Source organism: Zobellella denitrificans (genome assembly GCF_002407485.1).
Classification (GTDB): Bacteria; Pseudomonadota; Gammaproteobacteria; order Enterobacterales; family Aeromonadaceae; genus Oceanimonas; species Oceanimonas denitrificans.
This window is the reverse complement of sequence record NZ_CP012621.1, coordinates 192,906-215,000: the sequence shown is the minus strand read 5'-3', so window position 1 is coordinate 215,000 and position 22,095 is coordinate 192,906. Positions and strand designations below refer to the sequence as shown.

23 protein-coding genes and 1 riboswitch (1 of these 24 cut by a window edge) are annotated in these 22,095 nt (G+C 62.4%); of the genes, 9 read left to right on the top strand and 14 right to left on the bottom strand.

Annotated elements, in window-relative coordinates; translation table 11 throughout:
- A protein-coding gene (locus AN401_RS01025) for a TonB-dependent receptor domain-containing protein (protein ID WP_094038795.1) crosses the window boundary here: on the bottom strand, positions 1-1,616 show its 5' portion. The gene continues 175 nt to the left of window position 1, outside the view; the window shows 1,616 of its 1,791 coding nt (coding positions 1-1,616); it begins with the start codon at positions 1,614-1,616; the stop codon falls past the left edge of the window.
- Between the two features lie 42 nt (positions 1,617-1,658).
- Positions 1,659-1,863, bottom strand: a riboswitch (cobalamin riboswitch).
- Between the two features lie 150 nt (positions 1,864-2,013).
- Between AN401_RS01025 and trmA the strand changes: the two genes are divergently transcribed.
- Positions 2,014-3,114, top strand: coding sequence for a tRNA (uridine(54)-C5)-methyltransferase TrmA (gene trmA, locus AN401_RS01020; protein ID WP_096778313.1), 1,101 nt, complete (start codon positions 2,014-2,016; stop codon positions 3,112-3,114).
- A gap of 159 nt (positions 3,115-3,273) precedes the next feature.
- Here the strand turns inward: trmA and AN401_RS01015 are convergent, their stop codons facing one another.
- From AN401_RS01015 to rpmE, 3 genes are all read right to left on the bottom strand, one after another.
- Positions 3,274-4,518: a malic enzyme-like NAD(P)-binding protein gene (locus tag AN401_RS01015; protein WP_094038742.1), complete on the bottom strand. Its 1,245-nt coding sequence runs from the start codon at positions 4,516-4,518 to the stop codon at positions 3,274-3,276.
- 96 nt (positions 4,519-4,614) lie between these two features.
- A complete protein-coding gene (locus AN401_RS01010; protein ID WP_096778312.1) occupies positions 4,615-5,376 on the bottom strand; it encodes a thermonuclease family protein in 762 nt (253 codons plus the stop codon).
- A gap of 109 nt (positions 5,377-5,485) precedes the next feature.
- Positions 5,486-5,701 (bottom strand): 50S ribosomal protein L31, encoded by a 216-nt coding sequence (gene rpmE / locus AN401_RS01005; RefSeq protein WP_094038744.1) that lies wholly within the window; start codon positions 5,699-5,701, stop codon positions 5,486-5,488.
- A gap of 138 nt (positions 5,702-5,839) precedes the next feature.
- Between rpmE and priA the strand changes: the two genes are divergently transcribed.
- On the top strand, positions 5,840-8,035 hold the full coding sequence (gene priA, locus AN401_RS01000) for a primosomal protein N' (RefSeq protein ID WP_096778311.1): 2,196 nt from the start codon (positions 5,840-5,842) through the stop codon (positions 8,033-8,035).
- A gap of 3 nt (positions 8,036-8,038) precedes the next feature.
- Here priA and AN401_RS00995 read toward each other — a convergent pair whose 3' ends face one another.
- Complete coding sequence (locus AN401_RS00995; RefSeq protein ID WP_096778310.1) at positions 8,039-8,629, bottom strand: LON peptidase substrate-binding domain-containing protein; 591 nt, start codon at positions 8,627-8,629, stop codon at positions 8,039-8,041.
- Positions 8,630-8,795: 166 nt separating this feature from the next.
- Here AN401_RS00995 and argS point away from each other — a divergent pair, with 166 nt between their 5' ends.
- From argS to AN401_RS00960, 7 genes are all read left to right on the top strand, one after another.
- A complete protein-coding gene (gene argS, locus AN401_RS00990) occupies positions 8,796-10,550 on the top strand; it encodes an arginine--tRNA ligase (protein ID WP_096778309.1) in 1,755 nt (584 codons plus the stop codon).
- A gap of 3 nt (positions 10,551-10,553) precedes the next feature.
- A complete protein-coding gene (locus tag AN401_RS00985; protein ID WP_094038748.1) occupies positions 10,554-11,120 on the top strand; it encodes an SPOR domain-containing protein in 567 nt (188 codons plus the stop codon).
- A gap of 87 nt (positions 11,121-11,207) precedes the next feature.
- Positions 11,208-11,738 carry an ATP-dependent protease subunit HslV gene (gene hslV / locus AN401_RS00980; RefSeq protein WP_094038749.1) on the top strand — a complete coding sequence of 177 codons (531 nt, stop codon included), beginning with the start codon at positions 11,208-11,210 and terminating at the stop codon, positions 11,736-11,738.
- A gap of 47 nt (positions 11,739-11,785) precedes the next feature.
- Positions 11,786-13,114 (top strand): HslU--HslV peptidase ATPase subunit, encoded by a 1,329-nt coding sequence (gene hslU / locus AN401_RS00975; RefSeq protein WP_096778308.1) that lies wholly within the window; start codon positions 11,786-11,788, stop codon positions 13,112-13,114.
- Positions 13,115-13,211: 97 nt separating this feature from the next.
- On the top strand, positions 13,212-13,697 hold the full coding sequence (rraA, locus tag AN401_RS00970; RefSeq protein ID WP_094038751.1) for a ribonuclease E activity regulator RraA: 486 nt from the start codon (positions 13,212-13,214) through the stop codon (positions 13,695-13,697).
- A gap of 127 nt (positions 13,698-13,824) precedes the next feature.
- Complete coding sequence (locus AN401_RS00965) at positions 13,825-14,610, top strand: threonine/serine exporter family protein (RefSeq protein ID WP_096778307.1); 786 nt, start codon at positions 13,825-13,827, stop codon at positions 14,608-14,610.
- Complete coding sequence (locus tag AN401_RS00960) at positions 14,607-15,074, top strand: threonine/serine exporter family protein (protein ID WP_217898117.1); 468 nt, start codon at positions 14,607-14,609, stop codon at positions 15,072-15,074. The genes AN401_RS00965 and AN401_RS00960 overlap by 4 nt, the downstream gene beginning before the upstream one ends.
- 34 nt (positions 15,075-15,108) lie before the next feature.
- Here the strand turns inward: AN401_RS00960 and AN401_RS00955 are convergent, their stop codons facing one another.
- From AN401_RS00955 to AN401_RS00915, 9 genes are all read right to left on the bottom strand, one after another.
- Positions 15,109-15,318, bottom strand: coding sequence for a cell division protein ZapB (locus tag AN401_RS00955; RefSeq protein WP_094038754.1), 210 nt, complete (start codon positions 15,316-15,318; stop codon positions 15,109-15,111).
- Positions 15,319-15,437: 119 nt separating this feature from the next.
- Positions 15,438-16,220: a serine O-acetyltransferase gene (cysE, locus tag AN401_RS00950; protein ID WP_094038755.1), complete on the bottom strand. Its 783-nt coding sequence runs from the start codon at positions 16,218-16,220 to the stop codon at positions 15,438-15,440.
- 3 nt (positions 16,221-16,223) lie between these two features.
- Positions 16,224-17,156 carry a cation efflux pump FieF gene (gene fieF / locus AN401_RS00945; protein ID WP_094038756.1) on the bottom strand — a complete coding sequence of 311 codons (933 nt, stop codon included), beginning with the start codon at positions 17,154-17,156 and terminating at the stop codon, positions 16,224-16,226.
- Between the two features lie 145 nt (positions 17,157-17,301).
- A complete protein-coding gene (locus tag AN401_RS00940; protein ID WP_094038757.1) occupies positions 17,302-17,604 on the bottom strand; it encodes a hypothetical protein in 303 nt (100 codons plus the stop codon).
- Positions 17,605-17,722: 118 nt separating this feature from the next.
- Complete coding sequence (locus AN401_RS00935) at positions 17,723-18,187, bottom strand: tRNA (cytidine(34)-2'-O)-methyltransferase (protein ID WP_094038758.1); 465 nt, start codon at positions 18,185-18,187, stop codon at positions 17,723-17,725.
- Positions 18,180-19,553 carry an MATE family efflux transporter DinF gene (gene dinF / locus AN401_RS00930; RefSeq protein WP_094038759.1) on the bottom strand — a complete coding sequence of 458 codons (1,374 nt, stop codon included), beginning with the start codon at positions 19,551-19,553 and terminating at the stop codon, positions 18,180-18,182. The genes AN401_RS00935 and dinF overlap by 8 nt, the downstream gene beginning before the upstream one ends.
- A 29-nt stretch (positions 19,554-19,582) precedes the next feature.
- A complete protein-coding gene (locus AN401_RS00925; protein ID WP_096778306.1) occupies positions 19,583-20,230 on the bottom strand; it encodes an SCO family protein in 648 nt (215 codons plus the stop codon).
- The gene (cyoE, locus tag AN401_RS00920) at positions 20,223-21,119 is read right to left on the bottom strand and encodes a heme o synthase (protein WP_094038761.1); all 897 of its coding nucleotides are present in this window, start codon (positions 21,117-21,119) and stop codon (positions 20,223-20,225) included. The genes AN401_RS00925 and cyoE overlap by 8 nt, the downstream gene beginning before the upstream one ends.
- Positions 21,080-22,087 (bottom strand): COX15/CtaA family protein, encoded by a 1,008-nt coding sequence (locus AN401_RS00915; protein ID WP_096778305.1) that lies wholly within the window; start codon positions 22,085-22,087, stop codon positions 21,080-21,082. The genes cyoE and AN401_RS00915 overlap by 40 nt, the downstream gene beginning before the upstream one ends.
- Positions 22,088-22,095 lie beyond the last annotated feature (8 nt).

Below are 22,095 nucleotides of genomic sequence, written 5' to 3'. Positions count from 1 at the left end.
GCAAAAGTATTTGCATCAAATGTTTCACGATCACCGACATACAACACCTGAGCAAACAGGTTAGTGTTAGCTATATCGATGTCACCGGTCCAGCTGAGTTTGCGCTTCGCACGGTTAACTAATTGTTTACCTTGGTTAGGAGCACGCTGATCTTCCGCGTCGGTGTATTCATAGCTGGCGGTATGGTGTACAGGACCAGTCGTAGCTTTCACTACAAACTCTGCACCTTTGATTAGCGTATCTGTACTGTCCTTCCTTGTTGGGCTTTGACTAAAAAGCAAGTTATCAATTTCATTACGATACAAATTCAGTTGCCAATTAAACCTCTGATAGTCACCTGTGAATGACAACTCCCAGTTTTCGGACTCCTCTGGATCGAAATTTGGGTTCCCCCAAAAAGCGTATAATTCCAGTAAATTTGGTGCTCTAAATGCAGTGCCATAGCTTAATGTAGCCTTATGCTGCTCGGGCAAGGCAACCGACAAGGCACTCTGCCAAGTTCCGTAAGTACCAAACTGTTCATTATCATCCATCCGGCCGGTCAGCTCGATTGATACCGGAGCCCAAGTATGAAAGACGGATGCGTAAACACCAGTATTGTCTCGGTCAGGAGCGGTGGTGCCTGTGGTTCTAGCCAGCAGCCGATCCCGCTGCCAGTCCATTCCCATCAGTACATAGCCCTGTTCGGAGTAGTGGTACTGGGTCAAGCCATCGAGACGGGTAGTGGCAGTGCTGGTATTGGAAGCAGTTTGGCGACCAGCCCCTTTATTCCAGTCTTCCGCTTCGTATTCACCATAGCTGGCGTTCAGTTGGCCAACTAACTCCTTGCCCTGATAACGAATACCCGTATCAATCTGGTAGGCCTTCGTTTCATTAATATCGGTCCAGCCATCATATTCAAGGTTATTCTTCCAACCATTGAAATTGGCATCCAAGGTCCATTGCTGGTTTAACTGATGCTCAATACCCAGAGTCAGATTTTTACTTTCAAAACCATCTCTATCGGGCTGATTATTGCCAGGCTGCACATCATAGCCCCGGGTCTCACGATAACCAGAGGCCAATTGCAGCCGGGTGGCATCAGTCACCCACTGGTTGATGGACAGATCGGCGGCATAGTAATCATTGCTGCCGGTGGTGACACCAACCTGAGTAGTGTTCACTTCGGATGTAGTGATGATATTGACCACCCCACCGATGGCCTTGGAGCCGTAGATGGCGGCGCGGGGACCACGGATATACTCGATGCGCTCCACATTGGAGACCGGTAACTGGCTGAAATCGACATTGCTGGATACCATCTGCGCCATGGGTCTGCCGTTCATCAGCACCAGCACATGATCCGAGTTGGTGCCACGGACAAATAAACTCGATTGCTGGCCAATGCCGCCGTTCTGGCTGCCGAACTGCATCCCCGGCAGGGTTTCCAGCAGATCCACCAGGGAGCGGGGCTGCCGCCGTTCGATTTCGGATTTGGTGATCACTTCCACCGGAGCCAGCGCGCTGGTGAGCGGTTGCGTTACCCGGTTGTAGATGGTGATATCGGTAGAGTCGGAGGAATTCTGGGCAAAGGCCGCCCACGGCAGCAAGGCGGCTGCCAGCCATTGTTTAGACATCTTGTGCTTCCCTAGAACGCGTAGCATCGGCTGCCAGGCCCTTCCTGGACAGCCGCCTTGGCAGGTATTCGGGCTTAAAGGCACAGATGCATGGCATCCACCTAGGCGACAGCTTCCCGCCCATGCCGGGCAGTGCTCGGGGCTTTCCCCCGCGTCGCTTTCGTTCCTTATTACCGCTGCGCGCCAGCTCCGGATTTACACCGGATTCCCGTTTACGCCTGTCGGCACCAAAGCGGTGGGCATTATAGGGAAAGCCCCCCCGGCTGTATATCAAAAACAGCCATAAAGAATGCTGGATGGCTACAACGAAGCACCCGCCCGCGCTTCCATCGGCCACAAACTGGACAAATGAGCCAGAGTCCTTAGAATCGGCGGCTCGCTGTACAGGAGCCCGATCATGACCCACCTCGATACCACCCATTACCCCCGCCAGCTGGACGAAAAGGCCGAACGCCTGCGGCAGGAGTTTGCCGGCTTTGCCCCGCCGGCGTTGGAGGTGTTCGCCTCCGCTCCGGAGCATTACCGGATGCGGGCCGAGTTTCGGGTGTGGCACCAGGGGGACGATCTCTACTACATCATGTTCGATCAGGCCAGCAAGCAGAAATACCGGGTCGAACAGTTCCCCGCCGCCTCGCTGCTGATCAACAGGGCCATGCCGCTGTTGCTGGATGCCTTGCGCCCCTCGCCGGTACTGCGCCGCAAGCTGTTCCAGGTGGACTTTCTGTCGTCCCTCAGCGGTGAGCTGGTGATAAGCCTGCTCTACCACCGCCAGCTGGATGAAGACTGGCAGCAGGCGGCGCGGGCCTTGCGCACTCAGTTGCGTGAACTGGGTATAGTGGTCGACATCATCGGCCGGGCCAAGAAGCAGAAGTGGGTGGTGGAGCGCGACTATGTGGTCGAGAAACTGCAGGTGGCGGGCCGGGAGCTGGTCTACCAGCAGGTGGAAAACAGCTTTACCCAGCCCAACGGCCGGATGAACGAGCAGATGCTGGCCTGGGCCCTGGATGTCACCCGGGGTGCCGCGGGCGATCTGCTCGAGCTCTACTGCGGCAACGGCAACTTCTCCCTGGCCCTGGCGGCCAACTTCCGCCGGGTGCTGGCCACCGAAATCTCCAGCTCCTCGGTCAAGTCGGCCCAATACAACATCGCCGCCAACGGCATCGACAACGTCACCATACTGCGGATGTCGGCGGAAGAATTCACCCAGGCCATGCGCGGTGTGCGCGAGTTTCGCCGCCTGCAGGGTATCGACCTGCAAGGCTACCACTGCAACACCATACTGGTGGACCCGCCCCGGGCCGGCCTGGACGAGGATACCGTACGCCTGGTGCAGGAATACGACAATATCGTCTATATTTCCTGCAACCCGGAGACCCTGCGACAAAACCTGGATACCCTGGCCGACACGCACAGGATCAGCCGCTTCGCCCTGTTCGACCAGTTCCCCTACACCCACCATATGGAAGCCGGGGTTTACCTGACCAAACGCGGGGGGTGAGGGGTGAGGGGTGAGTAAGGGGCCTGGAGTCACTCCAGTTTGGACACCTCACACCTCACACCTCACACCTCACACCTCACACCTCACACCTCACACCTCACATCCTAAACAGCAAAAAGGGGAGCCGAAGCTCCCCTTTTTCTGTTACCGGACCGGTGCTCAGTCCAGCATATAGTTGGCAGGCAGCTCGATGCCGGCCACACCGGACTCGACCGCAGCCACGGCCACGGCGCGGGCCACGCGCGGCAACAGGCGCGGATCCATCGGCTTCGGGATCACGTAGTCCTTGCCGAATTCCAGAGCTTCCACGCCGGCCGCGGCCAGCACTTCCTGGGGCACCGGCTCCTTGGCCAGGCTACGGATGGCTTCTACGGCCGCCACTTTCATCTCGTCGTTGATGCGGGACGCACGCACGTCCAGGGCACCGCGGAAGATGAAGGGGAAGCACAGCACGTTGTTGACCTGGTTGGGATAGTCGGAGCGACCGGTCCCCATCACCAGATCCTGGCGCACGGAATGAGCCAGCTCGGGCTTGATTTCCGGATCCGGGTTGGAGCAGGCGAAGATCACCGGCTTTTCCGCCATCATCGCCACCGCTTCCGCCGGCAGCACATCCGGACCGGATACGCCCACAAACACATCGGCGTCGGTGATCACATCTTCCAGGGTGCGCTTGTCGGTGTTGTTGGCGAACAGTTCCTTGTACTCGTTCAGGTCGTCGCGGCGGGTGTGGATCACGCCCTTGCGGTCCAGCATGTAGATGTTCTCGCGCTGGGCACCACACTTGATCAGCAGTTCCATACAGGCCACGGCAGCGGCACCGGCGCCCATGCAGACGATGCGCACGTCGTGGATGTTCTTGCCCTGGATCTCGAGGGCGTTGAGCATGCCGGCGGCGGTGACGATGGCGGTCCCGTGCTGGTCATCGTGGAACACGGGCACGTTGCAGCGCTCGATCAGGGCTTTTTCGATCTCGAAGCACTCGGGCGCCTTGATGTCTTCCAGGTTGATGCCGCCGAAGGTGTCGGCGATGGCCGCCACGGTCTGAATGAATTCTTCGGTGGTGCGGTGCTTGACTTCGATGTCGATGGAGTCGAGACCGGCGAACCGCTTGAACAGCAGGGCCTTGCCTTCCATCACCGGCTTGGAGGCCAGCGGGCCCAGATTGCCCAGGCCGAGGATGGCGGTACCGTTACTGATCACCGCCACCAGGTTGCCCTTGGCGGTATATTTGTAGGCGTTCTCGGGATCGGCAGCGATCTCACGCACCGGCTCGGCCACGCCCGGGCTGTAGGCGAGGGCGAGATCCTTGGCGGTTTCTGCCGGTTTGCTGATTTCGACGGAGATCTTGCCCGGCTTGGGGAAGGCATGATAGTCGAGCGCTTTTTGACGAAAGTCGGTCATTCTGCGAGTACCCTGATGCGATTGTTGACATTTGTGCTTTTAAAGTGTGAACAAGTTTACCACAATGTTTATACAATGTGATAGTAGTCAACTTATTCAACATTGCCCAGCACAATCACTAACTTTTTCCTGGTAAAACTGCCAGGGATGGTTTAGCCACAGCTGCCAACCATTCCCGGCGGGCCTGACCCAGCCCCGGACGAACAGGCGGTCACCCGGCCCGAGCAGCGCCAATCGATGGCGGGCTTCGGACGGCAGCCGTTTGCCGGCCCGGATCCTGAGCTCGCCCTCCAGCACGAGTTCCAACCTTCCTCGTCCCGAAATGCCCCGGACCACGAGGCCTGAAAGCTGCTGCCAGCCGGCCGCGACGGGCGTCGCGGCAAGCGGTATCGACCAGATACCCCGGCGGCTACGTCGAGCCTGCCGCTCCGCCTCCAGCCAGCAGGGCCAGTAGTCGTGATTGGGCGGAAACAGCATCAGCCGGCCCAGCCCCTGGGTCAGCATCTGCGTGACCAGCAGTTCGCCCTCGGACGTGAGCGGGTGGGCCAGCCAGCGGCCATAATCATCACGTCTTTTGACCCCAAAAACCAGTTTCAATTGACTCTGTTTTACAATTTTATTTACAAGCCAGTCCCGCGCTGCCTCGGCGCCGAACTCCGGCAAGCCATTGTTGTGTTTGTTTAATTCTGGCGCATCCACGCCGATAAAGCGAATAACCCTGCCATCTTTCAAGATAACAGTATCACCATCTATAACATGGCGAACAAGCACCTCTTCATCCGGCTGCAAATGGGGGCAGCCGGCCACGGCCACGGGCGGCCAGCACAGCAGGACAAGAATGTATTTCCAACGGGACATGGCGCTTCCTCACGGGTATCAGGAGTAACCATGGAAAGGAGCCGGCTCCGGCGCAAGAAGAGAGGAACAAAAAAGGCGCCCGGGGCGCCTTTTTTTGAGCAGGAAGTGCTTACTTCTTGCTGGACAGGGCGCCGAAGCGCTTGTTGAAGCGATCAACACGGCCGCCGGTGTCAACAATCTTCTGCTTGCCGGTGTAGAAGGGGTGGCAGGCGGAGCAAACGTCCAGGTTCAGATCATGGCCCAGGGTGGAGCGGGTCTTGATCTCGTTACCGCAAGAACATTTGGCAACAATTTCTTTGTATTCCGGGTGGATACCTTGTTTCATGGACAACCTCTGTCTGTAGGCCGTGTCGCTATCTGATCCTGAGCCAGACACCACACGAGTGATACACGTTTTGTGAAGGGTGCGAATAATATAGGATCGCCTTTTTGCAGGCAAGGGTAACAGGGGGGAAAATCACCAATGACGACACTGGCCCAGTACGGCTTGCTCAGGGTGGTCCTGCCCGTTCCGTTGCGGCGGGAATTCGACTATCTCTGCCCCCTGCCCCTGCCGGCCAGGGGCTGCCGGGTCAGGGTTCCGTTCGGCAATCGCACCCTGGTGGCCCTGGTGCTTGATCACCCCACGGCGTCGGAGGTTCCTCCCGACAAGCTCAAGCCCCTGGACTCGGTGCTGGACGAGGAACCGGTGCTGGCCGATGCCGATCTCCGGCTGCTGGCCTGGGCCACCGGCTACTACCTGCATGCGCCCGGCGAAGTCTACTTCCAGGCCCTGCCCACCCTGCTGCGCAAGGGGGAGACGGCCGGCTACCGCAGCATGGACTACTGGCACCTGCTCGAGCCGGATGCGCGGGTTTCCGCCCAGGCGGTCAAGCAACAGCAGGCCCTGACCCTGCTGCGCCAGGGGCCGCTGACCAGCGGCGAGCTGGACGCCAGGGGCATCGGCAGCCCCATCCTCCAGGCCCTGGCCAGGAAGGGAGTGATAGAAAAACGGGAGCAGTTGCCGGCACGGGACGACTGGCGGCCGGCCCTGGCCATCAACCAGGACGACAAGCCCCGGCTGGGCCGCGAGCAGGCCCTGGCGGTCAGCCTGCTGCACCAGGCCGAGGGATTCGTGCCTTTCCTGCTGGAAGGGATCACCGGCTCCGGCAAGACCGAGGTCTACCTGCAGGCGATGGAGCCGGTGCTCGCGGCCGGCCGGCAGGTGCTGGTGCTGGTGCCGGAAATCGGCCTGACCCCCCAGACCATAGCACGCTTCCAGCGCCGGTTCCGGGCACCGGTCAGTACCCTGCATTCGGGCATGAGCGAACGGGAGCGGCTGGATACCTGGCTGGCCTGCCGGGACGGCGGCACCGCCATCCTGATCGGCACCCGCTCGGCACTGCTGACCCCCTTCCGGCAACTGGGCCTTATCATCATCGACGAGGAGCACGACACCTCCTTCAAGCAGCAGGACGGCTTTCGCTATCACGCCCGGGATCTGGCCCTGCTACGCGCCCGCCAGTTGGACATCCCCATCCTGCTCGGCTCGGCCACCCCCAGCTTCGAGAGCCTGCACAACGCCGCCACCGGCAAGTACCGCCACCTGATCCTGAGCCAGCGCCCCGGTACCGCCACCGTCGCCCGGCACCTGCTGCTGGACAGCAAGCATGTGCAGTTGCAGGCCGGTCTTTCCCCCCAGTTGCTGCAACTGATGGAGCAGGAACTGGCCCAGGGCAACCAGGTGATGCTGTTCCTCAACCGCCGCGGCTACGCCCCGGCGCTGCTCTGCCACGACTGCGGCTGGCTGGCCGACTGCGAACGTTGCGACGCCCACTACACCTGGCACCGGCAGCAGTCCCGTCTGCACTGCCACCACTGCGATCACCAGCGTCCCTTGCCCCCCCGTTGCCCCCAGTGCGGCAGCCAGCAGCTGATGGGCACCGGGCTGGGCACCGAGCAGGTGGAGCAGGCCCTGGCCGGACTCTTTCCCCAGTACGCCAGCATCCGTATCGACCGGGACAACACCCGCCGCAAGGGCAGTTTCCAGCAGCATCTGGACGGCATCCGCGCCGGCAGGTACCAGATCCTGATCGGCACCCAGATGCTGGCCAAGGGGCACCATTTTCCCGACGTCACCCTGGTGGCCATGCTGGACGTGGACGGCGCCCTGTTCGCCAGCGACTTCCGCGCCACCGAGCGCTTCGCCCAGCTCTATATCCAGGTGGCGGGCCGGGCCGGCCGGGCCAGCAAGCCGGGCCGGGTGGTGCTGCAGAGCCACCATCCGGAACACGCCCTGCTGCAGGATCTGGCCAACCAGGGCTATCGCCATTTCGCCCAGGGCGCCCTGCGGGAACGCCAGGCCGCTGCCTTGCCGCCCTTCAGCTTCCAGGCCCTGTTCCGGGTGCAGGCCACCCGTGCCCAGTATTGCCAGGAATTTCTGCAGCAACTGGCCGGGCAGCTGGCCCCCGGCCTGTCGCCGGGGGTGCTCTGTCTCGGGCCCATGAGTGCGCAGATGGAACGAAAGGCCGGCCAGTACCGCTACCAGTTGCTGTTGCAGGCCGCCAGCCGCCGCGAACTCGCCGGCGCCTGTCGGCAGGCGCTGGCCTTGATTGAAACCCTGGCCTCGGCCCGCAAGGTGCGCTGGTCGCTGGATATCGATCCGGTGGAGTTGTGGTAATGCTCAGTGCCGGCTGCCCGGCTGGGACTCGGGCTTGAGCATCGACATCAGGAAGGCCAGGGCCCGGCGGCAGCTGTCTTCCGCCATCAGCAGCTGCGCCAACTGGCCTTTGATCGGCAGCACCTCCAGCCAGCGCTGGGTCACCCAGGCCGCGTCCCGCCAGCGGGGCGCCGGATGCAAATCGGCCAGCTCCGGGTATTCGGCGAAGACTTCCTGCAACTTGTCGGACAATACCTGCTCGAAGGGCGACAGGGCGCAGGACTGCCAGTTGTCGAGCAGCTCGACCTCGGCCCGCAGCAGGCCATCCGACTCCCGCTCCAGGCTGCGGATGCGAAACCGCTCCGTCGCCTCGACGGTGATGCCCAGCAGGCCATCCGCCAGGGTATAGAAGTCGATGATCCGCACCCGGGTGCCCAGCATAAAGAGGTCGCTGTTGCCTTCCTCGTCCAGTTCATCGAGCATGCCGATGCCGAAGCCGGTACCGCTTCGGCTCGCTTCGCTGACCATCCTTACATACCTGGGCTCGAAGATGCGCAAGGGCAGCTTGCCACCGGGCATCAGGTGGAGGGTCAGCGGCAATAACGCCAGTTTCATACATCCTCCCCTCCTCGAACAAGTAGCCATAAAGACCCGTTTTTACCGGGCCCGCTTTCAGGGAGCCCCATGCCACGCCCTTGACGGTAGTTTTCTGCGACCGTTATGAGTAGAATTTCTCCCCCCAGGTTTCTTCCGACCTTGTCTTAATTTTGGTGAACTGATAATGAAAGAACATATTCAAGCACTGCTTGAGCAGACGGTCTCGACCCTGAAACAACAAGGCAAGCTGCCCGCCGAGCTGGCGCCCCGCATCCAGGTAGACCGAACCAAAGACAAGGCCCACGGAGATCTCGCCACCAACCTGGCCCTGCTGCTGGCCAAGCCCGCCGGGCAAAATCCCCGCGCCCTGGCCCAGTTGCTGGTGGACAACCTGCCCGCCTCCGAACTGGTGGCCAAGACCGAGCTGGCCGGCCCCGGCTTTATCAACTTCTTCCTGGACAGCGGCTGGCTGGCCCGCCAGGTGGACGCCATGGTGGCCGACGAACGCGCCAATGTACCGACCGCAGAGCAGCCGCAGACGGTGGTGGTGGACTACTCCGCCCCCAACGTGGCCAAGGAGATGCACGTGGGCCACCTGCGCTCCACCATCATCGGCGATGCCGTGGTGCGTACCCTGGAATTCCTCGGCCACAAGGTGATCCGTGCCAACCACATCGGCGACTGGGGCACCCAGTTCGGCATGCTGATCGCCCACCTGGAACAGCTGGAGAAGCAAAATCCGGCTGTGCTGTCCTCGGGCCTGTCGGATCTGGAGCAGTTCTACCGGGAATCCAAGCAGCAGTACGACGCCGATCCGGATTTTGCCGAGCGCGCCCGCAACTACGTGGTCCGGCTGCAGGGCGGCGATGACTATTGCCTGAACATGTGGCAGAAACTGGTGGACATCACCCTGCAGCACAACCAGCAGGTCTACGACCGGCTCAACGTATCGCTGAGCCCGGCGGACGTGATGGGCGAAAGCATGTACAACCCCATGCTGGCGGGCATCGTCGCCGATCTGCAGAAAAAGGGCCTGGCGGTGGAAGACGACGGCGCCATCGTCGTCTACCTCGACGAATACAAGAACAAGGACGGCGATCCCATGGGGGTCATCATCCGCAAGAAGGATGGCGGCTACCTTTACACCACCACCGACATCGCCTGCGCCAAGTACCGCTACGAGCAGTTGGGGGCCGACCGGGTGCTCTATTTCATCGACTCCCGTCAGCACCAGCACCTGATGCAGGCCTGGAGCATAGTGCGCCAGGCCGGTTATGTGCCGGAGTCGGTCAGCCTGGAGCACCACGCCTTTGGCATGATGCTGGGCAAGGACGGCCGCCCCTTCAAGACCCGCTCCGGCGGCACCATCAAGCTGGTGGACCTGCTCGAGGAGGCGGAGGAGCGCGCCGCCGCCCTGCTGGCACAGAAGCAGACCGAACTCAGCGCCGAAGAAAAGGCCCAGGTGGTCAGGCGGGTGGCCATGGGCGCGGTGAAATACGCCGATCTCTCCAAGAGCCGCACCACCGACTATATCTTCGACTGGGACAACATGCTGTCCTTCGAGGGCAACACCGCCCCCTACCTGCAGTATGCCTACACCCGGGTACAATCCATCTTCCGCAAGGCCGGCATCACCCCGGGCCAGTTGGACGGCGCCATCCTTATCCAGGCGCCGGCGGAAGAGGCCCTGGCCCAGAAGCTGGTGCAGTTCAACGACACCGTCCGGTCGGTGGCCGACAAGGGCATGCCGCACCTGCTGTGCCTCTACCTTTACGAACTGTCCGGCGCCTTTATGAGCTTCTACGAGGCCTGCCCCATCAACAAGGACGGGGTGTCCGCCGCCGAGCGCGCCAGCCGGCTGCGCCTCTGTGCCGCCACCGCCAAGGTCCTGCAGCAGGGCCTGTCGCTGCTCGGTATCGACACCATGGAGCGCATGTAACCCATGCCCAGGGATTACGTCCGGCGCAGCAAACCCAAGCAAAACGGCCGCAGTTCCCGCTCCGGCGGGCGCGGCCGGGCGCCGGAGCGGCGGATCCCCTGGCTGGCCCTGACCCTGGTGGTGCTGCTCGGCGCCAGCCTGGGCTACCTGATCTACCTGGTCAAGGGGTCGGCCGATACCCGCACGGCGACGACCGCCAAGGCCGCCCAGACCACCCAGAGCCCGCCGCCGGCGCCGGTCAATCCCATCGACCAGCGCCCGGTGGAAAAGTGGCGCTATATCGAGCAGCTGGAAAACAAGGAAATCGTGGTGGACGTGCCCAAGGAGCAAGAGTCCAACGTGCGCTACCAGATGCAATGCGGCTCCTTCCGCTCCGCCGACCAGGCCGAGCAGCTCAAGGCCCGTATCGCCTTCCAGGGCATGGTGGCCCAGGTCCGCCGCACCGAGGGCAGCAATGGCGTCTGGTACCGGGTGGTGCTCGGCCCCTACGAGCGCAAGCGCCAGGCCGAACAGGACAAGCACAAGCTGCTGCGGGCCAACGTCAATCATTGCGCTATCTGGAACTGGTAGGGTTGAACTCTCCCGCCACCGCCCCCATTACTGTGAGCATGACATTTCCGCCAGTCCGGCTGGCCATACCGTCAAGTGAGGTTCACAGTGACAACAATCGTTTCAGTTCGCCGTAACGGCAAGGTGGTCATCGGAGGCGATGGCCAGGTTTCCCTCGGCAATACGGTGATGAAAGGCAACGCCCGCAAGGTACACCGCCTGTTCAACGGCAAGGTACTGGCCGGCTTCGCCGGCGGCACCGCCGACGCCTTTACCCTGCTGGAACGCTTCGAAGCCAAGCTGCAGGCCCACCAGGGCAACCTGGAACGCGCCGCCGTGGCCCTGGCCAAGGACTGGCGAACCGATCGCATGCTGCGCCGGCTGGAGGCCCTGCTGGCGGTGGCCGACGACAAACACTCCTTCATCATCACCGGCAACGGCGACGTGGTACAGCCCGAGCAGGATCTGATCGCCATCGGTTCCGGCGGCGCCTTCGCCCAGGCCGCCGCCCGCGCCCTGCTGGAGAACACCGAGCTGGACGCCCGCGACATCGTCGAGAAGGCGCTGACCATCGCCGGCGACATCTGCGTCTACACCAACAGCAACCAGACCATCGAAGAGCTCGACTACAGCCGTTGATTCACCGGCGCCCTTCCCTGCTGGTGCCCGTATTACAGGATTTGATTATGTCTGAAATGACCCCGAGAGAAATCGTCCACGAGCTGGACCGCCACATCGTCGGCCAGGCCGAGGCCAAGCGCGCCGTGGCCATCGCCCTGCGCAACCGCTGGCGCCGCATGCAGCTCCAGCCCGAACTGCGCCAGGAAGTCACCCCCAAGAACATCCTGATGATAGGCCCGACCGGGGTGGGCAAGACCGAAATCGCCCGCCGCCTGGCCAAGCTGGCCAATGCCCCCTTCATCAAGGTGGAAGCGACCAAGTTCACCGAAGTCGGCTATGTCGGCAAGGAAGTGGACTCCATCATCCGCGATCTGACCGACATCGCCATGAAGATGACCCGCGAACAGCAGATGGACAAGTTCCGTCACCGGGCCGAGGAAGCGGCGGAAGAGCGCATCCTCGATGCCCTGCTGCCCAACCCGCGCAATACCTGGGGCGAGGAGGAAAAGGCCGACAACAGCAACAGCCGGCAGATCTTCCGCAAGAAGTTGCGGGAGGGCCAGCTCGACGATAAAGAGATTGAAATCAATGTCTCGGCGCCGCAGATGGGGGTGGAAATCATGGCTCCTCCCGGCATGGAGGAGATGACCAACCAGCTGCAGAGCATGTTCCAGAATTTGTCCGGCAACACCAGCAAGCAGCGCAAAATGAAAATCAGGGATGCGCTCAAGCTGCTGGTGGAAGAGGAAGCGGCCAAGCTGCTCAACCCGGAAGAACTGAAGGAACAGGCCATCGCCGCGGTGGAAAACCAGGGCATCGTCTTTATCGACGAGATCGACAAGATCTGCAAGCGCGGTGAAAGCTCGGGCCCGGACGTGTCCCGGGAAGGGGTACAGCGGGATCTGCTGCCCCTGGTGGAAGGCTGCACCGTCAATACCAAGCACGGCATGGTGCGCACCGATCACATGCTGTTTATCGCCTCCGGCGCCTTCCAGGTGGCCAAACCCTCGGATCTGATCCCCGAACTGCAGGGCCGGCTACCGATCCGGGTGGAGCTGAACTCCCTGACCACCGAAGACTTCGAGCGTATCCTCACCGAGCCCAGCGCCTCGCTTACCGAGCAGTACAAGGCGCTGCTGGCCACCGAAAACGTCAGCATCGCCTTCACCCAGGATGGCATCCGCCGGCTGGCGGAAGCGGCCTGGCGGGTCAACGAGACCACCGAAAACATCGGCGCCCGCCGCCTGCACACCGTGATGGAGCGGCTGCTGGACGAGCTGTCCTATGAAGCCTCCGACAAATCCGGCGAAAGCATCACCATCGACGCCGACTACGTGGATCGCTACCTCAAGAACCTGGTCGAAGACGAAGATCTGAGCCGTTTTATCCTCTGATCCCGCCGATAACGGGAGCGGTCACATTATTGTGATTGAAAACCGCTCCCGCCTCTTTATACTGAAAGTCACCTTGTTTCCAGATGTGGCTGATTCCATGGAATACAATACTTCTGAACTGTGCGATACCTACATGGACATGGTCGACGTGGTCGAACCCATGTTCTCCAGCTTCGGCGGCCGCAGCTCCTTCGGCGGCACCGTTTCCACCATCAAGTGCTTCGAGGCCAACGGCCTGATCATGGAGGCGGTCAAGGAGAATGGCGTGGGTCGGGTATTGCTGATCGACGGCGGCGGCTCATTGCGCCGGGCGCTTATCGATGCCGACATCGCCGAGACGGCGGCGGAAAACGGCTGGGAAGGCATTGTCTGCTATGGCTGTGTGCGGGAAGTCGACGCCCTGGAAGAACTGGACATCGGCATCCAGGCCCTGGCTTCCATCCCGGTGGGCGCCGACGGCAGCGACATCGGCGAGCAGGACATTCCGGTCAACTTCGGCGGCGTGACCTTCCTGCCCGAGGATCATCTCTACGCCGATACCACCGGCATCATCCTCTCTCCCGAGCCCCTGGATATAGAATAAGGTTCCATCCTGCCAGCAGCCTGTCTCCGGACAGGCTTTTTTGTTTTATTACCTAAAAATTGATAGACGACAACATTAACAGGTAAAAAGCGGAGTAAAAATACATCATCTTTAAGGAGGTGGTGTGATGCAGGACTGGCTCTCTCCCGCAGCCGACACGGCACAACGGCAGCTGTCGCGGCTGGTCATCCAGGCCGGTCAGTTGCTGATGCAGCATGGTGCCGAAAGCGCCCTGATCGAAACCCTGACCCGGCGCCTCGGTCTGGCCCTGGGGCTGGACGGGGTCGAAGTCAGCCTGGCCAACGATGCGCTGATCGTCACCACCCTGCTCCGGGGACACTGCCTCACCACCTGCCGGCGCTGTCCCGACAAGGGCATCAACATGCAGATGGTGTCGGAGGTGCAGCGGCTCTGCATCATGGCCGAGAAAGGGTTGCTCGACGGCCGGACCGCGGCTCGCCGGCTGGCCCGGCTCAAGCCGCTGCGCTATCCCCGCCCCCTGGTGATCCTGATGGTGGGGCTTTCCTGCGCCTCCTTTGCCCGCCTGGCCGGCGCCGACTGGCCGGTATTCGCCCTGACCCTGGTCGCCTCGACCTGCGGCATCTGGGTGCGCCAGGAGCTGGCCCTGCGCCACTTCAACCCCCTGCTCAACTTTGCCGTCACCGCCTTCATCACCACCCTGATTGCCAGCCAGGGGCTGCTGCACCGCTGGGGCGAGCAACCCTTCCTGGCCATCCCGTCCTCGGTGCTGATGCTGGTGCCGGGCTTTCCCCTGATCAATGCCGCCGCCGACATGGTCAAGGGCTACATTAACACCGGCCTGGCGCGCTGGACCATGGCCACCCTGCTGACCCTGGCCACCAGCATCGGCATTATCTCGGCGATGAACCTGCTTGGAATACGGGGGTGGTGATGGAGCTGCTGACAGGGCTGGCCAACGACATGCTGTTCGCCATGATACCGGCGCTGGGCTTCGCCCTGCTGTTCAACGTTCCCAGGAGCGCGCTCAAATACTGCGCCCAGGGCGGGGCCCTGGGCCATGGTTGCCGCTACCTGCTGCTGGCGATCGGCATGCCGATAGAATGGGCCAGCTTTCTCGCCGCCACCCTGGTGGGGATGCTGGGGGTCTACTGGGCCCGCCGCTTCCTGGCCCACCCCAAGGTATTCACGGTGGCGGCGGTGATCCCCATGATACCGGGAGTCTACGCCTATCGGGCGATGATCGCCCTGGTGGAGATCAGCCAGCACGGCTATACCCCGGAGCTGTGGGGCAGTCTGGTGGCCAACTTTCTCAAGGCGATGTTTATCGTGGCCGGGTTGGCCATCGGACTGGCGATGCCGGGGCTGCTGTTCTACCGGCGGCGGCCTTTGGTGTAAAAAAGATAACGCCGGCATGGCCGGCGTTCGGTACTCAGGCGTGTTCTTCCACCTGGTCGATCTTGCCCAGCAGCACCCGCAGGCGCTCCTGCCAGGCATCGTGCTGCTGCTTCAGTTGCTGGTTTTCTTCGTCCAGACGGCCGTTTTGCTCCTTCAGCTCGTCCACTTCCATCTGCAACAGGGAAATGGTGTCTACCGCCGCCTGGATTTTGGCTTCCAGTTTTTCCAATACATCAAAAGACATGCACTAACCCCTAATCATCGTTATCCGGCCCGCAGGCCCCTCACGCCCGAGCATACCCCGGCCACTCCAAGACAACAAGCGGCCCCGGGGCTCTTTGCCGTCAATTTGTGCCGCCCGCCCTAGATATTCTGACTCATATCCAGCGACGGCTTGTCGGACCCGGGTCGGCCCACGATCCGGGCCGGCACCCCGGCAACGGTGGTGTGGGCCGGCACCGCCTCCAGCACCACGCTGCCGGCACCGATCTTGGCACCCTCGCCCACCTCGATGTTGCCCAGAATCTTGGCCCCGGCGCCGATCATCACCCCCTCCCGGATCTTGGGGTGACGATCGCCGCCTTCCTTGCCGGTGCCGCCCAGGGTCACGTTCTGCAGTATGGACACATCGTCCTCGATCACCGCCGTCTCCCCCACCACTATGCCGGTGGCGTGGTCGAACATGATGCCCTTGCCGATGCGCGCCGCCGGATGCACATCCACCCCGAAGACCACCGAAATCTGGTTCTGCAGATAGGTAGCCAGGGAGCGGCGGCCGTGGCGCCACAGCCAGTTGGAGATACGATAGCCCTGCAGCGCGTGGAAGCCTTTGAGGTACAGCAAGGGGGTGGAAAACAGCGTCACCGCCGGATCCCTCTCCTGTACCGCACAGATATCCGTGGCCACCATGTCCAGGATGGCCGGCTCTTCGTCCAGCGCCACCTCTATCACTTCCCGCAAGCTGATGGCCGGCATCACCGAGCTTTCCAGCTTGTTGGCCAGGATAAAACTCAGGGCACACTTCAGGGTATCGTGGTTGAGGATGGTGGAATAAAAAAAGCTGCCGAGCATCGGCTCTTCCGCGATCATCCGCTGGGCTTCTTCGCGGATACGCAGCCAGGTTCTGGATTGAATGCCGTCTTCCATGGATTAGACCTTGTTTTCTATAAATTGATGTTCACTCATATCCTGGGAATGGGCCTCACGGGGAACGACCGAGATGGGGTCCATATGAATAATGACGTCGGTATCGGGAAACAGGGTGCGCAGTTCCCGCTCTGCCCTGTCGGCGATGCGGTGGGCTCGGACCAGGGGCAGCTGATCATCCAGCTCCAGGTGCAGCTGGATAAAACGGGTCGGGCCCGATTGCCGGGTACGCAGCTCATGCAGGCCACGTACCCCTTCCACCGCCAAACAGGTATCAATAATGCGCTTTTGCTCTTCTTCCGGCAACTGCCTGTCGAGCAGCATCTGCACCGAGTCGTAGCCTATCTTCAGCGCTCCTCGCAGTATGTAACCACCGATCAGCACCGCGAAGGCGCCATCGGCCCAGTGCCAGCCGTACCAGGCCAGGGCGATGGCCAGCAGCACGCCAAAATTGAGCAGGATATCCGAGCGATAGTGCAGTTGATCGGCCCGGATGGCCACGGAGCCGGTGCGCCGGATCACATAGCCCTGGAACAGGACCAAGCCGATGGTCAGCACCATGGAAAACAGCATCACCCAGAGGCCAAGCTCCGCATGGGTCACCTCCTGGGCATTCAGCAGCCGGGAAACACCGTTGATGATCAAAAAGATGGCCGAGCCGCTGATAAAGGCCGACTGGGCCAGCCCCGCCAGGGATTCGGCCTTGCCGTGGCCGAACTTGTGGTCCTGATCCGGCGGCACCAGGGCGTAACGGATGGCCATCAGGTTGATAAGCGAGGCGCTGATGTCCAGCAGGGAGTCGGTCAGGGAGGCGAGCATGCTGGCGGAGCCGGTGTAGAACCAGGCCAGCAGCTTGGCCAGTATCAAGGTGCCGGCCACCGCCGACGCGGCAACGGCGGCAGTGGTCACCAGGCGGGAATAGGAAGATGGCTTCATGGCGCGGCCGGGCAAGGGGATTTGGTTTAGTATACCCCCGTCGAGCGGCGAATGTGACCCCGAAGGCCGGGGCCTAAATGAAATGCCCCGCGGACGCGGGGCATGAGGGGTAATAATAAAATCGCTTGCCGTGGCTGTAGTGCTGCTATAAATCGCACAGCAGGCATTCCAGTTCCTGCTTGGCGTCATCGATCATCTGATACAGCTCGAAGGCATCCTGCCGCTGCAAAGTCAGGCTGACCTGCTGTTGCGGAGCCTCGTCGCACTGTTCGCAGACCAGTTCCATGCCCTGCTCGCCCCGCTTGAAGTAAACGTGTTCAAACTCGCTGGTAAAATGCTGATTACGCTCGATAATATCAACTTCCAGCAGGCCGGTCGGATTGACCACTATGTGGGCGTGAAGTGGTTCTGCGCCCTGTAGGGTATAGCTACATTGCCTTGCCAACATCTCCGTCTCCTTCTGCCTGAAAAATTGCCTCACTATTGTAGAACAGGCCCGTAGTGATCGATAAATAATCAATGGAGTTTCATGGTTATGCCTTAATAACCAGACCGTCTAAATGGTTTTATCGCGCTCCCGCAAAACCCTGCTGGCGCCAGGCTTCGTAGCTGATGACCGCCACCGCGTTGGACAGGTTCAGGCTGCGGCTGTCGGGCTGCATGGGGATGCGGATGCGAAATTCGGGCGCCACCGCCGCCAGCACCGCATCCGGCAGGCCCCGGGTCTCGGGTCCGAACAGCAGCACGTCGCCGGGCTGGTAGGCCGGCTCGTGGTGGTGCCGGCTGCCCTTGGTGGTACAGGCGAACAGGCGCCGCCCGGCCATGGCCGCCAGAAACGCCGCGTAGTTGGAGTGCAGCTGGATCCGGCCGAAATCCGCATAATCCAGCCCGGCCCGGCGCAGCTTCTTCTCCTCCAGGTCGAAGCCGAGCGGCTCGATCAGGTGCAGCCGGCAGCCGTTATTGCGCACCAGGCGCATGATGTTGCCGGTATTGGGGGCAATTTCCGGCTCGTAGAGGGCAATCTCAAACATCTTTAGTCTCTCTCATCAATACGGCCCCGCCGGTAAAACCCTGCCGACGATCGAGCCGCCACCAGGCCCAGCCCAGAGTCAGCCCCCGCGCCAGCATAAAGCAGAGCATGGCCAGCCAGAGGCCGTGGTTATCCAGACCCCGGGCCAGCCACCACACCGGGAAGAAGACCCCCAGGGTGGCGACCAGCATCATGTCGCGCATCTCCCGCCCGCGGGTAGTGCCGATAAAGATGCCGTCGAGGATAAAGCACCAGCAGGCGGCCAGCGGCATCAGCACCAGCCAGGGCAGGTAGAGGGCCGCCAGGCTCCGCACCTCGGGAATACTGGTGATCAGACCGATCAGCGGCTCACCGGCCAGGGCGAACACCAGGGTAAAGAGCACCGCCACCAGGGCGCCCCAGAACAGGTTGAGGGCGCAGGCCTGCCGGAATCGCTGTCGGTTGCCCTCCCCCACCGCCTTGCCCACCATGGCCTCCACCGCGTAGGCGAAGCCATCGAGGCCGTAGGAGATGAACATCAGGAAATTCATCAGCACGGCATTGGCCGCCACCACCCCATCCCCCAGCCGGGCGCCCTGGAAGGTCATAAAGGCAAAGGTCAATTGCAGGCAGAGGGCACGGATAAAGATGTCCCGGTTCAGCCCCAGCAGACGGCCGAAGGCCGCGCGGTTCAGGCAGCGCCGCCAGAAACCGGCACCGGGCCCGAGCCCGCGGCCGCGCAACGTTCGCCAGACCAGCCAGGCCCCCAGCCCCATGGCCAGGTAGTCGGCCAGCACCGAGGCCGCCGCCGCCCCCTTGACCTGCCAGCCCAGGCCCAGCACGAACCAGATATCGAGCAGGATATTGGCGCCGTTGCCCAGGATCAGCAACCACATGGGAGCCCGGGCGTTCTGGTTGCCCAGCAGCCAGCCCAGCAGCACCAGGTTGGTCAAGGCCGCCGGCGCGCTCCAGATGCGGATGCTCACATATTCACGGCCATGGTACTGCACTTCGGCGCTGCCGCCGGCCAGCCAGAAGGCCAGCTCCATCAGGGGCCACTGCAGCAGCAGGATCAGCAACGCCAGCCCCCAGGCCAGCAGCAGGGCCCGCGCCAGCACCTGCAACAGCCGCTCGCCATCACCTGCGCCGAAGGCCTGGGCCGCCAGTCCGGTGGTCGACATCCGTAAAAAACCGAGCAGCCAGAAGATCAGGCTGATGATGGTGGCGCCCACCGCCACCCCACCCAGGTAGTAGGCCTGCTCCAGATGGCCGATGACGATGGTGTCCACCAGGCCGAGCAGGGGCACGGTAATGTTGGACAGCACCATGGGCAGGGCCAGGGCGAACACCTGGCGGTGGCCGGCCCCGCTAAAGAAGGAAGACCCCATGTCGTCGGGTGAGCGGAGAAACGGGCGGCCTAGCCGCCCCATTGCCTGAGGATACGGGCCAGATCCCGGACCAGTTCATCCCCGTCGACCAGCGGCATCATGCTCTGCTCGTCGAAGCCGGGGCGGAAGGAGGCATGCAGTTCCCCCCTGGGATTGACCAGGGCGATGGAGGCGGAATGATCCACCAGGTAATCCTGCTCTTCCCGCTCGTGGATACCGTAGATCAGCCCCAGCTGCTGCACCGCCGGCATCAGTCGCTCGTGGCCGGCGGTCGCCGCCACGAAGTCGGGATTGAAGTAGGCGGTGTAGGCCTTGAGCCGTTCGGGCGTGTCCCGCTCCGGATCCACCGACACGAACACCACCTGCACCGGCCCGTTCAGTTGCCGCAGCTCGGGGTAGATTCGCGCCAGATCAGCCAGGGTGGTGGGGCAGATATCGGGGCAGAAGGTATAGCCGACGAACACCAGGCTCCAGCGCCCGGCAAACCGCTGCTCGGTAAAGGGCTCGCCGTCGGCGTCGAGCAGGCTGATGTCCTTCAGCGGCCGCGGCTCGGGGTAGACCACTACCGCCTCGGTCAGGCTATTTTCCTGGTTGTTGTACCAGGCGATGCCGCTCAGGGTGCCCGCTATCAGCAAGGCAACCGCCAGTATCCATATCAGCTTGCTCGTATTAGCCATAGTCTATCCAGTGATCCGCCAGTATCAGCACGAACAGCCACATCAGGTGGCTGATTGAAAAGCGGAAACATTGTAGTGCGGTTTGCGGCCCAGGTCTAAACTTCAGGCGCCAGGCCCACTGGATAAAACGCAGGTTGAGCGCCAATGCCCCCAGCAGGTAGAGCGGGCCCGACATGCCCACCACCCAGGGCAGCAGGCACACCAGGGTGAGCAGCAGGGTATAGAGCAGCACGCAGGTCTTGGTGAACTCGATGCCATGGGTCACCGGCAGCATGGGAATATCGGCCTTGGCGTAGTCGTCGCGCCGGTGGATGGCCAGCGCCCAGAAATGGGGCGGAGTCCAGGCGAAGATGATCATCACCAGCAGCAGGGCATGGCCATGGAAGCCCCCGCTTACCGCCGTCCAGCCCAGCAGGGGCGGCATGGCGCCAGCCAGGCCGCCGATGACGATGTTCTGGGGGGTTGCCCGTTTCAGCCAGACGGTGTAGACCACCGCATAGCCGAGCAGGGACGCCAGAGTCAGCCAGGCGGTCAGGGCGTTGACCCACAGCAGCAGCACCGCCAGTCCTGTTGCCGAGAGGGCAAAGGCAAAGGCCAGGGCGGGCACCGTCTGCACCCGGCCCTGGGCCACCGGCCGGTGGTAGGTACGGGCCATCTTGATATCGATGCGCCGGTCCAGCACATGGTTGATGGCCGCCGCCCCGCCCGCCATCAGGCCTATCCCCAGGGTGGCTGCCACCACCAGTTGCGGGCTCGGCAAGGCGCCGGTGAGAAACATCCCCACCACGGCGGTCAGCAGGATCAGCAGCACCACCTTGGGCTTGGTAAGGGCGAAATAATCCCGCCAGGTCAGTTCCCAGCGTCTGGGCAATAATGCGCTTCGTGCCATGTTTCCTCCCTGTAACGCCAGAGGCGTTCTCCGGTTCCCGTTAAAATCAGCAATAGCGCCGCCGCCCCGGCATTGTGGGCCACCGCCACCGCCAGCGGCAGGTGCAGCACCACGTTGGCCACCCCCAGGGCCAGCTGGCCAGCGACCCCCAGGGCCAGACAGGCTCCCCAGCCCTTCATGCCGCGTCGCTGCCACAGCCGCCAGGCCAGCGCCAGCAGCAGCAACGCGGTGACCAGGGCCCACAGCCGGTGGGCGGCATGGATGGTGACCCGCTCCTCCTGGCTGAGCACCCCGTATTGGTAAGTCTCGGCAGGCACCCCATGGGGATGGAAGGCACTCCACTGCCACTGGCCCAGCCAGTCACCCTGACACACCGGCAGCTCCAGGCAGGACAAGGCGGCATAGTTGGCCGCGGTCCAGCCACCCAGGGCGATCTGCAGCACCAGGGCGCCCAGCCCCGCCAGGTACCAGCCGCCCAGGCCGGCAACCCGGGGCGGCTCGGGCATCGCTTGCCGTCCCTGACAGATGGCCAGGAACAGCAGCGCCAGTATGGTAAAACCGCCCAGCAGGTGGCCCATCACCACGAAGGGCAGCAGGTTGAGGGTCACCGTCAGCATGCCCAGGGTCGCCTGCCCCGTCACCAGCGCCAGCAGCAGCCAGGCGGGAAGCCGGTAGGCACGGTGCACCGCCTTCAGCGACCACAGCGCCATCAGCAGTATGGTCACCCCCAGCAGGCCCGCCGCGTAGCGGTGCACCATTTCGTTGCGTGCCTTGACCGGCTCCAGCGGGCTGTCGGGAAAGCGCTCCGCCGCCAGCCGCTGGGCCTGCTCGGACTTGGGCACGGTGTGAAAGCCGTAGCAGCCGGGCCAGTCCGGGCAGCCCAGGCCGGCGTCGGTGAGGCGGGTATAGGCACCCAGCACCACCACCACCAGGGTCAGGGCAAAGGCAAAGAGACAAAGTTTACGCATGGCGCCTC

What these genes read in the sequence shown, in the direction of transcription:
- rpmE (WP_094038744.1), bottom strand. Translation starts at nt 5,701, where the DNA reads ATGAAACAAGGTATCCACCCGGAATACAAAGAAATTGTTGCCAAATGT.
- dinF (WP_094038759.1), bottom strand. Translation starts at nt 19,553, where the DNA reads ATGGGGTCTTCCTTCTTTAGCGGGGCCGGCCACCGCCAGGTGTTCGCC.
- AN401_RS00915 (WP_096778305.1), bottom strand. Translation starts at nt 22,087, where the DNA reads ATGCGTAAACTTTGTCTCTTTGCCTTTGCCCTGACCCTGGTGGTGGTG.
- cysE (WP_094038755.1), bottom strand. Translation starts at nt 16,220, where the DNA reads ATGGAAGACGGCATTCAATCCAGAACCTGGCTGCGTATCCGCGAAGAA.
- AN401_RS01010 (WP_096778312.1), bottom strand. Translation starts at nt 5,376, where the DNA reads ATGTCCCGTTGGAAATACATTCTTGTCCTGCTGTGCTGGCCGCCCGTG.
- fieF (WP_094038756.1), bottom strand. Translation starts at nt 17,156, where the DNA reads ATGAAGCCATCTTCCTATTCCCGCCTGGTGACCACTGCCGCCGTTGCC.
- rraA (WP_094038751.1), top strand. Translation starts at nt 13,212, where the DNA reads ATGGAATACAATACTTCTGAACTGTGCGATACCTACATGGACATGGTC.
- trmA (WP_096778313.1), top strand. Translation starts at nt 2,014, where the DNA reads ATGACCCACCTCGATACCACCCATTACCCCCGCCAGCTGGACGAAAAG.
- AN401_RS00995 (WP_096778310.1), bottom strand. Translation starts at nt 8,629, where the DNA reads ATGAAACTGGCGTTATTGCCGCTGACCCTCCACCTGATGCCCGGTGGC.
- argS (WP_096778309.1), top strand. Translation starts at nt 8,796, where the DNA reads ATGAAAGAACATATTCAAGCACTGCTTGAGCAGACGGTCTCGACCCTG.
- priA (WP_096778311.1), top strand. Translation starts at nt 5,840, where the DNA reads ATGACGACACTGGCCCAGTACGGCTTGCTCAGGGTGGTCCTGCCCGTT.
- cyoE (WP_094038761.1), bottom strand. Translation starts at nt 21,119, where the DNA reads ATGGCACGAAGCGCATTATTGCCCAGACGCTGGGAACTGACCTGGCGG.
- AN401_RS00935 (WP_094038758.1), bottom strand. Translation starts at nt 18,187, where the DNA reads ATGTTTGAGATTGCCCTCTACGAGCCGGAAATTGCCCCCAATACCGGC.
- hslU (WP_096778308.1), top strand. Translation starts at nt 11,786, where the DNA reads ATGTCTGAAATGACCCCGAGAGAAATCGTCCACGAGCTGGACCGCCAC.
- AN401_RS00955 (WP_094038754.1), bottom strand. Translation starts at nt 15,318, where the DNA reads ATGTCTTTTGATGTATTGGAAAAACTGGAAGCCAAAATCCAGGCGGCG.
- AN401_RS00965 (WP_096778307.1), top strand. Translation starts at nt 13,825, where the DNA reads ATGCAGGACTGGCTCTCTCCCGCAGCCGACACGGCACAACGGCAGCTG.
- AN401_RS00925 (WP_096778306.1), bottom strand. Translation starts at nt 20,230, where the DNA reads ATGGCTAATACGAGCAAGCTGATATGGATACTGGCGGTTGCCTTGCTG.
- AN401_RS01015 (WP_094038742.1), bottom strand. Translation starts at nt 4,518, where the DNA reads ATGACCGACTTTCGTCAAAAAGCGCTCGACTATCATGCCTTCCCCAAG.
- AN401_RS00940 (WP_094038757.1), bottom strand. Translation starts at nt 17,604, where the DNA reads ATGTTGGCAAGGCAATGTAGCTATACCCTACAGGGCGCAGAACCACTT.
- AN401_RS00985 (WP_094038748.1), top strand. Translation starts at nt 10,554, where the DNA reads ATGCCCAGGGATTACGTCCGGCGCAGCAAACCCAAGCAAAACGGCCGC.